General features: G+C 43.9%; 14 protein-coding genes and 1 pseudogene. 7 read left to right on the plus strand and 8 right to left on the minus strand.

Annotation, left to right across the window (positions count from 1 at the left end):
* Complete coding sequence (locus tag BLO31_RS17400) at window positions 1–300, minus strand: response regulator (protein WP_070969628.1); 300 nt, start codon at window positions 298–300, stop codon at window positions 1–3.
* A 179-nt stretch (window positions 301–479) separates the two neighbouring features.
* The gene (locus tag BLO31_RS17405) at window positions 480–968 is read right to left on the minus strand and encodes a hypothetical protein (protein WP_070969631.1); all 489 of its coding nucleotides are present in this window, start codon (window positions 966–968) and stop codon (window positions 480–482) included.
* A 357-nt stretch (window positions 969–1,325) separates the two neighbouring features.
* Between BLO31_RS17405 and BLO31_RS17410 the strand changes: the two genes are divergently transcribed.
* Complete coding sequence (locus BLO31_RS17410) at window positions 1,326–2,132, plus strand: class I SAM-dependent methyltransferase (RefSeq protein WP_217495135.1); 807 nt, start codon at window positions 1,326–1,328, stop codon at window positions 2,130–2,132.
* Window positions 2,133–2,261: 129 nt separating this feature from the next.
* Here BLO31_RS17410 and BLO31_RS17415 read toward each other — a convergent pair whose 3' ends face one another.
* Window positions 2,262–3,149 carry a LysR family transcriptional regulator gene (locus tag BLO31_RS17415; RefSeq protein WP_070969637.1) on the minus strand — a complete coding sequence of 296 codons (888 nt, stop codon included), beginning with the start codon at window positions 3,147–3,149 and terminating at the stop codon, window positions 2,262–2,264.
* 183 nt (window positions 3,150–3,332) lie between these two features.
* On the opposite strand from BLO31_RS17415, the gene BLO31_RS17420 reads away from it, so the two are divergent.
* Both BLO31_RS17420 and fghA read left to right on the plus strand, forming a co-directional pair.
* The gene (locus tag BLO31_RS17420; protein ID WP_070969640.1) at window positions 3,333–4,481 is read left to right on the plus strand and encodes an S-(hydroxymethyl)glutathione dehydrogenase/class III alcohol dehydrogenase; all 1,149 of its coding nucleotides are present in this window, start codon (window positions 3,333–3,335) and stop codon (window positions 4,479–4,481) included.
* A gap of 65 nt (window positions 4,482–4,546) precedes the next feature.
* Complete coding sequence (fghA, locus tag BLO31_RS17425) at window positions 4,547–5,389, plus strand: S-formylglutathione hydrolase (RefSeq protein ID WP_070969643.1); 843 nt, start codon at window positions 4,547–4,549, stop codon at window positions 5,387–5,389.
* 69 nt (window positions 5,390–5,458) lie between these two features.
* On the opposite strand, the gene BLO31_RS24630 is transcribed toward fghA, so the two are convergent.
* The 3 genes from BLO31_RS24630 to BLO31_RS17435 form a co-directional block, all read right to left on the minus strand.
* Window positions 5,459–5,806 (minus strand): GNAT family N-acetyltransferase, encoded by a 348-nt coding sequence (locus BLO31_RS24630; RefSeq protein ID WP_245688514.1) that lies wholly within the window; start codon window positions 5,804–5,806, stop codon window positions 5,459–5,461.
* Window positions 5,791–6,222 (minus strand): hypothetical protein, encoded by a 432-nt coding sequence (locus tag BLO31_RS24635; protein WP_245688515.1) that lies wholly within the window; start codon window positions 6,220–6,222, stop codon window positions 5,791–5,793. The genes BLO31_RS24630 and BLO31_RS24635 overlap by 16 nt, the downstream gene beginning before the upstream one ends.
* 245 nt (window positions 6,223–6,467) lie before the next feature.
* A complete protein-coding gene (locus tag BLO31_RS17435) occupies window positions 6,468–7,043 on the minus strand; it encodes an NAD(P)H-dependent oxidoreductase (protein WP_070969647.1) in 576 nt (191 codons plus the stop codon).
* A 144-nt stretch (window positions 7,044–7,187) separates the two neighbouring features.
* Here BLO31_RS17435 and BLO31_RS17440 point away from each other — a divergent pair, with 144 nt between their 5' ends.
* Window positions 7,188–7,754 carry a TetR/AcrR family transcriptional regulator gene (locus tag BLO31_RS17440; RefSeq protein ID WP_070969650.1) on the plus strand — a complete coding sequence of 189 codons (567 nt, stop codon included), beginning with the start codon at window positions 7,188–7,190 and terminating at the stop codon, window positions 7,752–7,754.
* A 9-nt stretch (window positions 7,755–7,763) separates the two neighbouring features.
* Here the strand turns inward: BLO31_RS17440 and BLO31_RS17445 are convergent, their stop codons facing one another.
* Window positions 7,764–8,645, minus strand: a complete 882-nt coding sequence (locus BLO31_RS17445; RefSeq protein WP_070969653.1) for a LysR family transcriptional regulator — start codon at window positions 8,643–8,645, stop codon at window positions 7,764–7,766.
* 98 nt (window positions 8,646–8,743) lie between these two features.
* On the opposite strand from BLO31_RS17445, the gene BLO31_RS17450 reads away from it, so the two are divergent.
* Window positions 8,744–9,985, plus strand: a complete 1,242-nt coding sequence (locus BLO31_RS17450) for an MFS transporter (RefSeq protein WP_070969656.1) — start codon at window positions 8,744–8,746, stop codon at window positions 9,983–9,985.
* On the opposite strand, the pseudogene accD reads toward BLO31_RS17450, so the two are convergent.
* A pseudogene (accD, locus tag BLO31_RS17455) lies at window positions 9,982–10,853 on the minus strand (acetyl-CoA carboxylase, carboxyltransferase subunit beta). The gene BLO31_RS17450 and the pseudogene accD sit on opposite strands and share 4 nt — an antisense overlap.
* Before the next feature lie 101 nt (window positions 10,854–10,954).
* On the opposite strand from accD, the gene BLO31_RS17460 reads away from it, so the two are divergent.
* Both BLO31_RS17460 and BLO31_RS17465 read left to right on the plus strand, forming a co-directional pair.
* Window positions 10,955–11,893: a LysR family transcriptional regulator gene (locus tag BLO31_RS17460; RefSeq protein ID WP_070969659.1), complete on the plus strand. Its 939-nt coding sequence runs from the start codon at window positions 10,955–10,957 to the stop codon at window positions 11,891–11,893.
* Between the two features lie 629 nt (window positions 11,894–12,522).
* A complete protein-coding gene (locus BLO31_RS17465) occupies window positions 12,523–13,170 on the plus strand; it encodes a hypothetical protein (RefSeq protein WP_070969662.1) in 648 nt (215 codons plus the stop codon).
* Window positions 13,171–13,177: the final 7 nt, after the last annotated feature.

A 13,177-nucleotide genomic window follows, 5' to 3' on the forward strand; every position in this document is an offset into this window, starting at 1 on the left:
CTAGCTTTGCGCCGTTTTTAATACTCGAATGTTTTCGCCGCTGAAGAGAATAATGCCGCCGAAAAACTGTCTGGTGGCCAATCCCCTGAGTACCTCGATGCCATCCATATCGGGCATATTTAAATCGAGAAGGATAACCATGACCGAATTGCCATCGTCCAACCATTTGAACGCTTCTTCCCCACGATTAAACTTATGAATCGAGCGCACTCCGATAGAGTTTAAAACTATCTCGACTTGATCCAAGATCAGTCTGTCATCGTCCACGACCATAACTTTGAGGTGTTTAACATGAGGCATTTGAATCGATTCCTACTCTTCGTTCAATAATCACCTCTAAAGTCTAGTGCACTAATGAGTTTTCTGTAGAATTAACTCGCTCTATTTTCTGGATCTATTGGTATTTTTAACCATGTCAGCGTTTTAGTTTTAAGGAAACTAAGCGGGTGGGTCAGCGTTGAAAGTTTACGGCACGGTTGCTACGAGCATCCATTAGGTGCATAACCGTCGATTAGGTTGTAAAAGTGGTCGAAAAAGTCCACTTCTTTTTGCTCAGACCTAACGCGTTTTAGCACGTAATTTACGGGGAACACGTGGATTGATTCCTCGTCGAGTTTACATTTAATTACGAAATCCGCTCCCTGAGAATCGACAAAAACTTGCAGCTTGGCCCCTTTTGAATGGGTAATATATTCGGAAATCAGCACGCCTAAGCCGTAAGTTACTTTGATTGATTCAAATTTTTCTCCTTCATCGGCCAGCCACGACTTGTACACTTCATCGAGAACCGTAGGAGTGATTTCTTTTGGGGCAGAAGTAGAGTAATGAGTCACGATGTCGTTACCCCATTTAATGCTCTTCTGTTTTAGCTCACTTTCTTTGGCAGTGAGCTCTCTCACTACACCTTCGTTCGCCCAGCAGTTTGCGGCAAGCAACGTCGCCAACAGTAAACTCAGCCCATATCTCATTAATCCGCTCCTAATACTCGCAATGCGATGACTGCGCTGCATAGTCAAATTTAGCCTTGATACGTTAGCTGATTGAAGGGGTTAACTCAATGATTAACAAAAGAAAAGTGGCATAGCTTCAAAAAGAAGCCACGCAAAAGCCATTGAGGAGTCGAGCCTTGCAAATGTAAAAGGTGAAACCCCGTGGGCAAGACTAAACAAAACTATCTTAATATCAGGAACTTATGTTTCATATGGATAAATTGGAATCCTTATGCAACATATTGTATTTTAGCGTAATTGTTGTACGATTTGTGGCACGAATTTTTCAGTTTTAAGTCTTGCTTGTCTAACAGTGAGATGATTAATGATGAGTTAGTGATAAAGAATGACATAAGCGAAACCCTTTTGATTACCCTATATATGAAGTCGAGGGAATCAAAAAAGCCCGATCCAATCATCAGTGATACAACGGCTTGTCAGTTGGTTGAGAAGATTGATTACGATTTCTCCAAGTTCGATAAAGCCGTAGCCAGCTCAGTCGGAATTGCCATTCGGTCTCGTTACTTTGATGATACGCTTAAAGCATTTATCGAAAAGTCGAACAATCCAGTTATTGTACTGTTGGGAACTGGTTTAGACAGCCGGTACGAACGCATTGGCTATGCAAGGGAGAAAGCGACGTTTTACCAGTTAGACGTGCCTGAAGTGATTGAAATAAGGCAGGATCTGATCCCGCCGCAAGAGAATGAAAGCTTAATTTCTTCGTCGATGTTTGACACGCAATGGATGGATGACATCGCTAAAGCACACCCTGAAGGAAACTTTCTGTTTATAGTCGAAGGCGTATTGATGTATTTTGAGCGCGATATTGTAAAGCAGTGGTTCCAGAACATGGCTGAGCGTTTTTCACAGAGTGAAGTTCTGTTTGATGTCGTCAACACTTGGCTTAGAAACAACTCTCATCGTCACGACTCGCTAAAAGTGATGGATGCCAGATTTGTTTATGGATGTGATGACGACCAAGAGATGGCTACTTGGTCAAACAAGTTAGAACACATTTCTACTAAGCTATATAGCGATTTCCCAGAATGGAAGGGTGTTGGTTGGGCTAAAGTACTACTAATGAAACTGATACCAGTGGTGAAGTACTCGGCAAGGATGCTTCATTACAAGATCAAGTAACGGCGGGTTAGGGCGAAAACCAAGCTAAATATACTTGGTTGCCTAGAGCTAAGGGTAAAGTACGCGGGAGCCAACCGAATGGGTTGTTTAAAGATGGAGCCCGTGTCTATTTGCTTGTAGTCTAAGTTGCTAGCTTAGTGGTGTAGTCTCCGCCATTTTTTGCGCTAAAAAGTCAATCAGTAATCGAACTTTATGAGATAGGTTGCGATTGTTTGGATACAGCGCCCAGATGCCTTCACTTTCTTCCCTATAATCACTTAATACCTCCACCAATTCTCCTGATTTTAGTAATGGATTGACGTAATAGTCAGGAAGCTGGATTAATCCTAAGTTTTTCGTCGCAGCGTCAAGAAGCGCAAATCCCGAGTTACAGTGAATGCGACCCGATACTCTAATCGCTTTGTCTTGTCGGTCTTGTTTAAAGCGCCAATAGTGGGAAGATCCTACCAAGCAGTTGTGATTACTCAATTCCGAAAGAGTTTGTGGAACACCGTGTTTTTCAAAGTATTCAGGGGTTGCGCAGACATAGAGTTGTCTGGTTGCTAACCTCTTGGCGATAAGACTTGAGTCCTCAAGGCGACCTAGACGAATGGCAACATCGATACCAGATTCAATAAGGTCTATCTTGTTGTTGGTCAGGTTTAAATCTAGTTCTACCTTTGGGTATGCGGTTAAAAACTCGGTGAGCAATGGCATGATATGAGATTCACCATACGCCACAGGAGCCGTAATTTTAAGTAACCCCTTGGGTTCACTTTGTATTTTTGTCACGGCTAACTCGGCGTTTTCCAAGCCTTCAACCAGCCCTTTACAATGTAAATAATAGGTTTGACCGGCTTCAGTCACCGATATTTTTCTTGTGGTTCGAACAAGAAGTTTGACCGCTAATCTATCCTCTAAGTTGGCGACGCGTCGACTGACCTGTGCGACCGAAGTTTTGAGTTTTTGTGCCGCTTGAGTAAAAGAATTGGTATCGACTACTGCAACAAATTCAGACACCCCTTCCCAATTTGCCATCACTTTATCCTCTATACTTTTCTGGAGCCGATTTTAGCACTATTACAAATAGGTAAAAGTGTTTATTAAATTTGGCGGATTATCAAATAAAAGAGAAAGTTTAAACTTCCCGCTATTCAAATCGCTTCGCCTCACCCCGTAGAGATGAGGCCACAAAGCAAATACGGCAAAAAGGAAAACGCAATGTCACTAGATATCAAACCAGGCCAAGAATTTATCAAGTCAAAAGCCGCTGTCGCATGGGCAGTAGGCGAACCATTAAAAATGGAAGAAGTGGACGTGCAACTTCCCAAAAAAGGTGAAGTGCTGGTTCGTATTGTTGCCACTGGTGTCTGCCATACTGACGCCTTTACCCTCTCTGGTGATGACCCAGAAGGGATCTTTCCTTCTATTCTGGGACATGAAGGCGGTGGCATTGTTGAAATGGTAGGGGAAGGTGTCACCAGCGTAGAAGTCGGCGACCATGTGATCCCGCTTTACACTGCGGAATGTGGCGAATGTAAGTTTTGTAAATCGGGAAAAACGAATCTTTGTCAGGCGGTTCGTGAAACTCAGGGCAAGGGTCTGATGCCCGATGGTACGACGCGCTTTTATAAAGATGGTCAGCCAATTTATCACTATATGGGGTGTTCTACCTTTTCTGAATATACGGTGTTGCCTGAGATTTCATTGGCAAAAGTGAACAAAGCGGCACCGCTAGAAGAAGTGTGTTTGCTTGGCTGCGGTGTGACCACTGGGATGGGAGCTGTACTTAATACTGCAAAAGTAGAAAAAGGGGATACGGTCGCTGTGTTTGGTCTCGGCGGTATCGGTTTGTCGGCCATCATTGGCGCACGGATGGCAGGGGCAAGCCAAATCATAGGTATTGATATTAACGAAAGTAAGTTTGAGCTTGCCAAGCAACTGGGCGCTACCGACGTGATTAACCCTCAGAAGTTGGATAAGTCTATTCAAGAGGTCATTATAGAAATGACCGATGGCGGTGTGGATTACTCTTTTGAGTGTATCGGCAATGTGAATGTTATGCGTCAAGCATTAGAGTGTTGTCACAAGGGATGGGGAGAATCGGTTATTATCGGTGTTGCGGGAGCGGGACAAGAAATTTCTACCCGACCTTTTCAGTTAGTGACAGGACGCGTTTGGCGTGGCAGCGCATTTGGTGGGGTAAAAGGTCGCTCTGAGCTTCCTGAAATAGTAGAGCGCTACATGGCGGGAGAATTCGGTTTGCAAGAGTTTATAACCCATACCATGGGTCTAAAAGAGATCAACCAAGCCTTTGATTTAATGCACGAAGGTAAGAGTATTCGTTCCGTTATTCATATGAACAAGTAACTGCAGAGTAGCCGTTGTAACTAAGGGTTGTGGCGGCGCTCTCTTTTCGTTAAGAGCACTATCTTATGACACTTGAAAATGTAAGTCACAACAAGACGGCTGGTGGTTGGCACAAGCAATATCGGCATTATTCCAATGTCTTGCAATGCGATATGCGATTCGCAATTTTTCTTCCACCGAATGCGTCTTCAAACAACCCTGTACCGGTACTTTACTGGCTGTCAGGGCTTACGTGTAGCGACGAAAACTTTATGCAAAAGGCGGGTGCTTTTAAAAAAGCCGCACAACTAGGTATCGCCATTGTCGCTCCAGACACTAGCCCGCGAGGAGATGATGTTGCCGACGATGAAAGCTACGATCTAGGTCAGGGAGCGGGCTTTTATGTCGACGCTACGCAGTCACCTTGGTCAGAGCACTACCAGATGTATTCGTACATAAGCAGTGAGTTGCCAGAGATCATCGGAAAAAATTTCCCGGTTTCGAGTATTAAGTCTCTTGCTGGGCATAGCATGGGTGGGCATGGTGCATTGATTATTGGGCTTAAGAATCCCCAAGAGTACAAGTCGATTTCGGCGTTTAGCCCAATTTGCCATCCTTCAGCATGCCCGTGGGGGGAAAAAGCATTCTCTGCCTATTTAGGGGCAGAGAGGTCACACTGGAAAAAGTACGACGCCTGTGAACTATTAAAACAGCAGACCGCCTGTCTGCCTATTTTGATTGATCAGGGTGATGCCGATGACTTTTTACCAGAGCAACTCAACCCGCAAGCCTTATTGGACGCCGCAAGTACGAGTAACACATCCGTTAAGTTAAGAATGCAATCTGGGTATGATCACAGTTACTTTTTCATCTCAACTTTTATTGATGAACACTTGGAATTTCACGCCAAATACATGAGTGGGCAGTAAGAATCCAAACAAGGTCAGAGATGTCTGACCCTATTTAATCTCCACGTATCGGCAGGTTGGTGCGACGTGTTAGTCGGGAGAAGAGTATCCCGTTGTTTGGGCGACGAGCTTAAAACCGTGTTTTTCGACTATTGGACGACTCATCTCGGATGCGTCGATAATGAGATACTGTTTACCACGCGCTTTTGCTTCTTCAATCCGCTTGTTCAATAAGCTGGAGTAGTAACCTCGACCGCGATACTCTTCTAAGGTACTTCCGCCCCAAATACCTGCAAATGGACTGTCACCATTAAAGGTGAGCCAAGCCGAGGTGACAGGTTTTCCATCTTGGTAGACGACATATATCGATACGGCCTCTGGTGACTCGGTGACGAGGTTTAGCAACGCATTGTATTGCCATTCTAAGTCTCCCCCCACACTTGCTGTTGAACTTCGATGGCATCGCGAATGCCCTGAGCATCTGTGACTTGAGTAATTTCGCTATCATTAAAAGGCTTTGCGTCATAGTCGTTTAAGTCGAGCACCATAAAAGATTCGGTTTCTTCTTGTACAAAACCATGTCTCAACAGAACTTGGCTTAATGTACTAGGCGTATCGGTGGTGTAGGTTTTCCACTCAAAGCAGACGCCTTTTTTCTTGAAATACTCGATTTCCCTTAAGACTCTTTTTTCGGCTTCGTCCTCTGGAAAGTCAAAATAAGAGATATAGCTACCATAGGTGCCGTTAGACACGAACTTGACTAGACCGTCTTCGCTAACTTGTACTCCATTAACGAGACTAATGTGTTTGCGCTCAAACTCGTTGAACTGGCGCATGATAGTAGTGGTGTCCATTGTTTACTCTTTTTTGTCAGTGAGCCTTGTTGGGGCGAGGAGTATTGGGGAAGGCAAGGGAGTAACTATATCACCTTGTTTTCATTGCAAAGAGTATAAGAAAGGTACTGGGCAGTAAAGTTATAGCATTGATATTTATCGAAAAGTAGCAATGCTATTTTGGCAATATCGAGCTTGTTAGGGAACAACCCGAGTGAGTGGGAACACTCGGGAAACTCGCTACAGGCTCGTTATTAATGGTGTATTTAACTGGCTTCGGATATCTCGCCTCCGTACAGATACTGCCTTGGATCTGAGCGCTTCGGATCGCTGATTTTACCCACCAACTGGGCACCGAATGCTTCTATCTCTTGGTCAGAAGCCGCCTCCGAGTTAAACATGTATTCGGGCTGTAAGTAAGTCATCTGTGTCAAGTTGGCGGTCATTTGAAAGGGTCGCAGTAGATCAGGAACTGAGGTGAAAATATCAAAGCCTGAATAGAACTTTTCTCTACCGCCGACAGAGACAACTAACTGAAGGTCTTTTCCTTTTAACTCTTCACCTTCGGGTCCAAAAGCGAAGTTGTACGTCAAAACGTCATCTAACCATTTTTTTAGTAGCGGTGGCATTGAATACCAGTAGAAAGGAAACTGCAAAACGATGCGATCGTGTTGCTTGAGCAAAGCTTGCTCCTTTTCTACGTCGATTTGAAAATCGGGATATTCGCCATAGAGATCGCGACTTGTGGTGACTTTGCCCGACTCCTCTAATTGCTGTTTCCAAGTTTGGTTGTTGCGTGACTGTTCAAGGTTTGGATGAAATACAAGGTTCATAACTTTCATAGTTTTTTCTCCTGCTGACTATTTGTATTTTTAGGTCATATGACCTAGTTATTGAAAATTTAGGTCAGTAGACCTAGAATGTCAACAGATGATTTGCAATAGGATCATAAAGATCGCCGGATACTAAACGTGGAGACTCGCTAAGTGGCTAAAAAATCAAAAAAAGTAGACATGATTCTAGATGTCGCCATCGAACTTTTGCGCAGCGAAGGGGATTATGGCGTTACTATGAGAAAGGTTGCTAGTATCGCTGATATGTCGCTGAGCAATGTTCAGTACTACTTCAAAACTAAGGATGAGCTGCTAAAAGCGATGGCGGATAGGTATTTTCAGCAGTGCTTAGAAGAGGTCGCTAGCTATCCTATTCTCGACAAGCAAGAAGATCTAAAGCCGCTACTGGCTCGATTTTTGTCTCATGGACATGAGCTTTCTGATATGTGTAGGATTTTTAGAGAGTATTGGGCAATCTCTACCCGAAATGAAACCGTAGATGACTACCTGCGTGAGTACTATTGTTCTATGGTTGCGCTTACTCAAGACAAGCTTCGCCCGTTGGCCGCTTGTGAGACTAGCTTGTCTAAGGCAGTGTCAGTATTGATCCCATTTGTAGAGGGCTACACAATAAGTGCCAAGTCATTGTCCCATGATTTGCAATCAATGATAGCCACGTTAGACACTATTCTATTGGAGATATTAAGTTCAGAACTTTGATACTTGGAGTTATTGCTCGCTGAACTCTTGTTCGAGTTTACTCATTAGCCAATGAATTTTACCTTCGTTTTTCCTGCGCTTTTCACAAATTAAATAGAGGGGTTCATTGAGGCAAGAGACATCAATCTCTTCTATAACAAGGAGATCTTTTCTGTTGGGGTCGCATAAGTAGTGGGGCAGGAGTCCGATACCAAGGCCGAGCTTGATGGCTTCCAGTTTAGCTAAGTTACTCGACACTAGTTGAATTTGGGGATGACCAATTTCAATATGGCTTCTGGCGAACAGAGAGTGCCATTCGTGTTTTCCGTCTGCTTGTGCAATTAATCGGTGCTTGGTTACTGCTTTTAAGTCTGTCGGATATCCGTGCTTTAAAGCATAACCCGCACTGCATACCAGATACTTTTTCACTTCCATTAAATAGACACTATGGAAAGTTTCATCTGCCACGCCATAGTTGGTGGCAATATCGATACCGTCTTCAAAAAAACGCTTTTTGCTAGCATTTTCTTGAAGGTGTAGCATTAGATCAGGGTATCGGTTTTGTAGTTTGGCGATGATCGGCAGCAAGACTGCAGTGCCAACTGAAGTTGAAGCTGAGATAGTAAGATTTGCATGGCTAGGTTCGACTTGCTGCAACTGCTCAAGCTGATTGTTTAAACTGCCAAGTAGGTGCGCCACCTCTTCCGCCAGTGTCTGCCCTTCTTGCGTCAGAGTAAACTGATGTTTGCTTTTTCGCGTCAGCAGTTTTACCTGTAAATAATGTTCCAGTTTTTGAATCTGAGTACTGACGGTAGATTGGGAAATAGACAGTTGTTCAGCCGCTTTGGTAAAGCTACCCGTTTGTGAAAGCGCGTGAAAATACTTAAGCAGAGGGAGGACTTTATAATTCATTATCTGTTTTATCTATTTTAAATTTCTTCTTTATCTATTTTTATCAAAAATCGACCCTATGTACCATGCTGGTTGTGGAAATAACCTAGATACCAGAAATGAAGATAGATTTTCGATACAAGCTTCACCAAGCGCTCAACATTGGAACGGTAAGTGTTTTTAGTCCAGTTATTGCTCTGTTTTGCCAGTACAAAGGCATGGATTTAAGCCAGATTGGCATTTTTTTCGGTGTCTACTTTCTTGGCATTATGGTGTTTGAAGTGCCTTCTGGGGTGTGGGCCGATAAGTTTGGACATATCAAACTGTTTAAGATCAGTAAGGTGTTTGATGGAATAAACTTTCTTCTTATTATTTATTTTGATGCTGTTTACGCGCTTTATTTAGCCTCTTTTATTGGCGGGGTGGCTCGGGCATTGGGGTCTGGAACGATAGAAGCATGGTACGTTCAGCGACTAAAGCAGACGGGTCGCTATCACGAACTAAAACCTTTACTGAGTAAAGCGCATGGCTGGATGCTATTTGCGATGGCAACTGGATCGTTACTTGGCACTGCCTTAGTTCAATTGGGCAGAGAAATAGCGGATTACAGTGTCGGTTACCTGTTGGTACTCTCGTTCTGCTTGGTCATGCATTTATCTGTTTTGCTGAGTTGCCCTTGGTTTTTTAGTGAGGGAGAGCATCAATCAAATCAGCTAAATCCCAATAGTAAACGGGTGCTTATAAAGGCGTTAAAGCATTGCCTAAGCAGTTTGCCACTACGCTGGGTTTTGTTGTTACAACTGATGTTTGGAGTACTTTTAACCAGTGTACAAACCTATTGGCAACCATGGCTACATCAACTGGTAGATAGAGAGGTAAACACTTTGCTTTTTGGCACAGTGTCTGCGCTGTTTTTTGCTTTGGCTTCTTGTTCTTCGAGCTTGGTTAATAGGGTGGCACTGACCTCTATGGCAACGAGTATTAGGAAAGTGCTTGCGATGTTTATACTGACATCAATGCTAGTGGTAGTAATGGCCAACAGCCAGTCCCCAATCGTATTTGTCTTTGTTTATATGAACTTTGGATTGGTGCTATTTATGGTTAAGCCTATCCTCTCTATCTTAATGCACCGATGCTGCCAAGATGAACACCGAGCTACTGCAATATCGCTATTGTCTTTAACGGCCAATGTGGGTGGAGTTTTGGTGGGAATAACGCTCAGTGGTTTTGCGCAAAAGTTTGGCATTGATTCTATGTGGAAATTGATCTGCACCCTAATATTTGCTGCGTCAGCATGCATGCTTTTTTACAGTGTGAAGAGGGTGCAGAACAGAGAACCTCAATCGGTTGATGAGATTTAGCTAGAAGGCTTAGGGGCTAGCGTGCTATTGGTTAACATTGCGATAATTCCGGCAATGCGCTGACGCATATCGCGCCTGTCTAAGATCATATCAAGCGCGCCGTGCTCTAATAGAAACTCGCTGCGTTGAAAGCCTCTGGGAGCTTTTCGCGCACGGTCTGTTCTATGACTCGGCTTCCTGCAAAACCGATGATCGCCTTGGGCTCGGCAATATTGATGTCTCCTAGCATGGCTAAACTGGCCGATACGCCACCAAGTGTCTGATCCGTTAACACCGAAATGTAAGGGAGCCCTTTTTCTGAGAAGCGGCGTAATGCTGCGCTGGTTTTTGACATCTGCATTAGCGACATTAATGATTCTTGCATTCGCGCCCCACCGCTTGCGGAAAAACAGATTAAGGCGCACTGGTGTTTAGCGGCTTCGTCCACTGCACGCACAAACCGGGCGCCGACGACGGAGCCCATTGAGCCTGCCATAAAATCAAACTCAAATGCGCAGGCAACCACGGGCAATCCCTGCAAGGTGCCTTTAATAACCAATAGTGCGTCCTGCTCCAAAGTGTTTTTTTGCGCGATATTTAGACGGTCGACGTACCGTTTTTTGTCTTTAAAATTGAGTAAATCTTTTGGTCGGTATTCCGAGCCTATTTCGATTCTATTCTCTTTGTCGAGAAAGCTGTTTAACCGCTTTCTTGCGGACATCCGCATATGATGGTCGCATTTTGGACAGACTTGTAAGTTCTCTTCCAGAGCAAGGTGATAGAGCACGTGATGGCAGGCTGGGCATTTGGTCCAAATACCTTCGGGGATGGCAGCTCGTTTCGTTGTAATGATGTTCTTTTTTTCCAGAAGTTTTTCTAACCAACTCATATAGATCCCTTAATGATATTTAAGGTGAACATTGTATAAGCCCAAATTTGGTAATAAAGTGGCGATTATGGGTTATATAATCCAAATTAAAGGGATAATGAATGCTTGATAAAATTGAGCAGCAGTGGCTAATGAGTTTTCTTTGTGTTTATGAAAATCGCAGCTTTAAGCGTGCCGCGGACTTTCTGCATTTACCTACTTCCAACGTCAGTCGGCATATTGCCCAGTTGGAGGACAGTTTGGATACTCGGCTATTTAATAGAACCACTAGACGAGTAACGGCGACAGAGGCGGGGGAGCACTTATATCAGCGAACCCAACCATTAATGGAAAAACTCGGCGATGCTTTGGAGGAGGTGACCTCCCAGTCTCAAGAAGTGTCAGGACAGTTAAAAGTTCTTATGCCAGATTCGCCCATATTCGGGCAGGCATTGATCTCGTTTTGCTCTCAAAACCCTGCTATTTCAATTTGCTGTGATACTAGCGCCAATCCAACCGATGATATGCAAGATGGGTTTGATGTTGTGCTGAGTTTCCACCGAGGAAAACTGGTTGACAACAGTTGGGTTGCTAAGGAAATTCTGCGTTGGCAGAGTGTGGTGGTGGCGTCCCCGAAGTTGTTAAAACAACAGCGAAAACCTCAAAAGATCACTGATTTAAAATACCTGCCCTGCATCAATAGCTTTACCGCGATAAATGGTATGCCTTGGGTGTTTAAAAACAGTTTAGGAGGTTTTGTTACCCAACGGGTTCGCTCTGCTTTCAAAGTTAATAGTGGGCAAATTGCCAAGCAGGCAACTTTACAAGGCTTGGGCCTTGCAATTCTTCCCCTTGAATTTTGCCAAGCTGAAATCGAATCAGGTGAATTAGAAAAAGTGATACTGGAACATGAGCCCGAAGACTTAGTTCTCTACGTTTTTTATCCGTCGAGAAAGCACCTAGCTAAAAAAATCCCAAGCTTTATTCAACATTTACAACGCTTTGCAATACATGAAATGAATAATCCAGAGCACTCGCAAGGTGATGAATCATCTAAATAGCGCGGCTTGTCCGTACTCCTTAAAAGGTATGCTGTTGAGTCAGCTAGCTATTTTTTAAGGCGAGCAATGGTTTGTGTTCCTAAGAAGACTAGCAAGAAAGGCAGTGTGATATAGCTAAGTAGCAGTCCAATGCAACAAGGTGTACAAAGTAATTCAGGCAAATTGAAACGCGAGATGACGGCGTCGCCTATTATGGTAATAAGGTCAAATACAAACACGGATGAACACACTGAGAGCAACAAAGGGCAAACGACGGGGTCTGCAAGTTTGAGGGGACATTTACCCATTTCATTTAACACAAGACTAGTCATAGACAAGCCGAAAAATACGATTGCAAATACGTTCATAAGTTAGCCAACTTTTTTATTGAGTATAGGGCAAATACGAAAGATGCAATGAGTTTCTAAGTTGCTACCCCTATACCTAATGAAGTTTAACTGAAGGTCTAACAGCCCCCCAGTGCTGAAACCATTCGCGCCGTTTTTTCACCACTCAGATTTTTTCCAAACCATTCACGCCATGGAATTGCAGTTTACTCCCCATAACTACCGTTTATCACATTGTCCAAAACTGGAACTCTAAGTTGTTTAACTTGTACTCATTCCAAACAGTTAGGACAGGACAAGATTATGAAAAACGGTATTTCGACAGTATGTAAATCAGTGATTGCTTCAATGCTTTTTTGTGGTTCGGTAATGGCGACGCCAAGTGAAGCTTTAATCAATGATTACAATCTTGCGGCGCAGGGCGACGAAGACAAAGTAGAACAAGTTCATCAGGCACTGAGTCAGCTGATTAACGAAGAAGGTGCTGAGCCGTTAAGCCTAGTTTATCTAGGCAGTACAGAAACCCTAATGGGCCGTGACGCGTTTCTTCCTTGGAACAAAATGAAGTACACGGAACAAGGTCTGGCGACGATTGCAAAAGGCTTAGCGTTGTTGGAAAGCCAACCAAGTGATGCTCCTCAGGAGATCCGCCAAGGCATGCAAGAACATCTGTTAGCAGAAGCACTGGCTGCAGCGACGTACACAGCACTGCCAGACATGTTTAACCACTTTGAACGCGGTTATGACTTGTTCCTTGAACTCTTGGCTAAGCCTGAAATGAAAGCGCAGCATTTCCAAGCAACGTCATGGATTTATTTCTACGCCATCGAAGCATCTCTAAGAGCTGAAGATAAAGAACAAGGTCTGAAATGGCTGGAAGAGATGAAGCAACTAGGCAGTGACAACCCAATGACGATTCAAGCTCAAGCGCTATTGGATAAAGCAGCTTAAGGTGGCG

The sequence above is a fragment of the Vibrio sonorensis genome (assembly GCF_001854765.1).
Lineage (GTDB): Bacteria > Pseudomonadota > Gammaproteobacteria > Enterobacterales > Vibrionaceae > Vibrio > Vibrio sonorensis.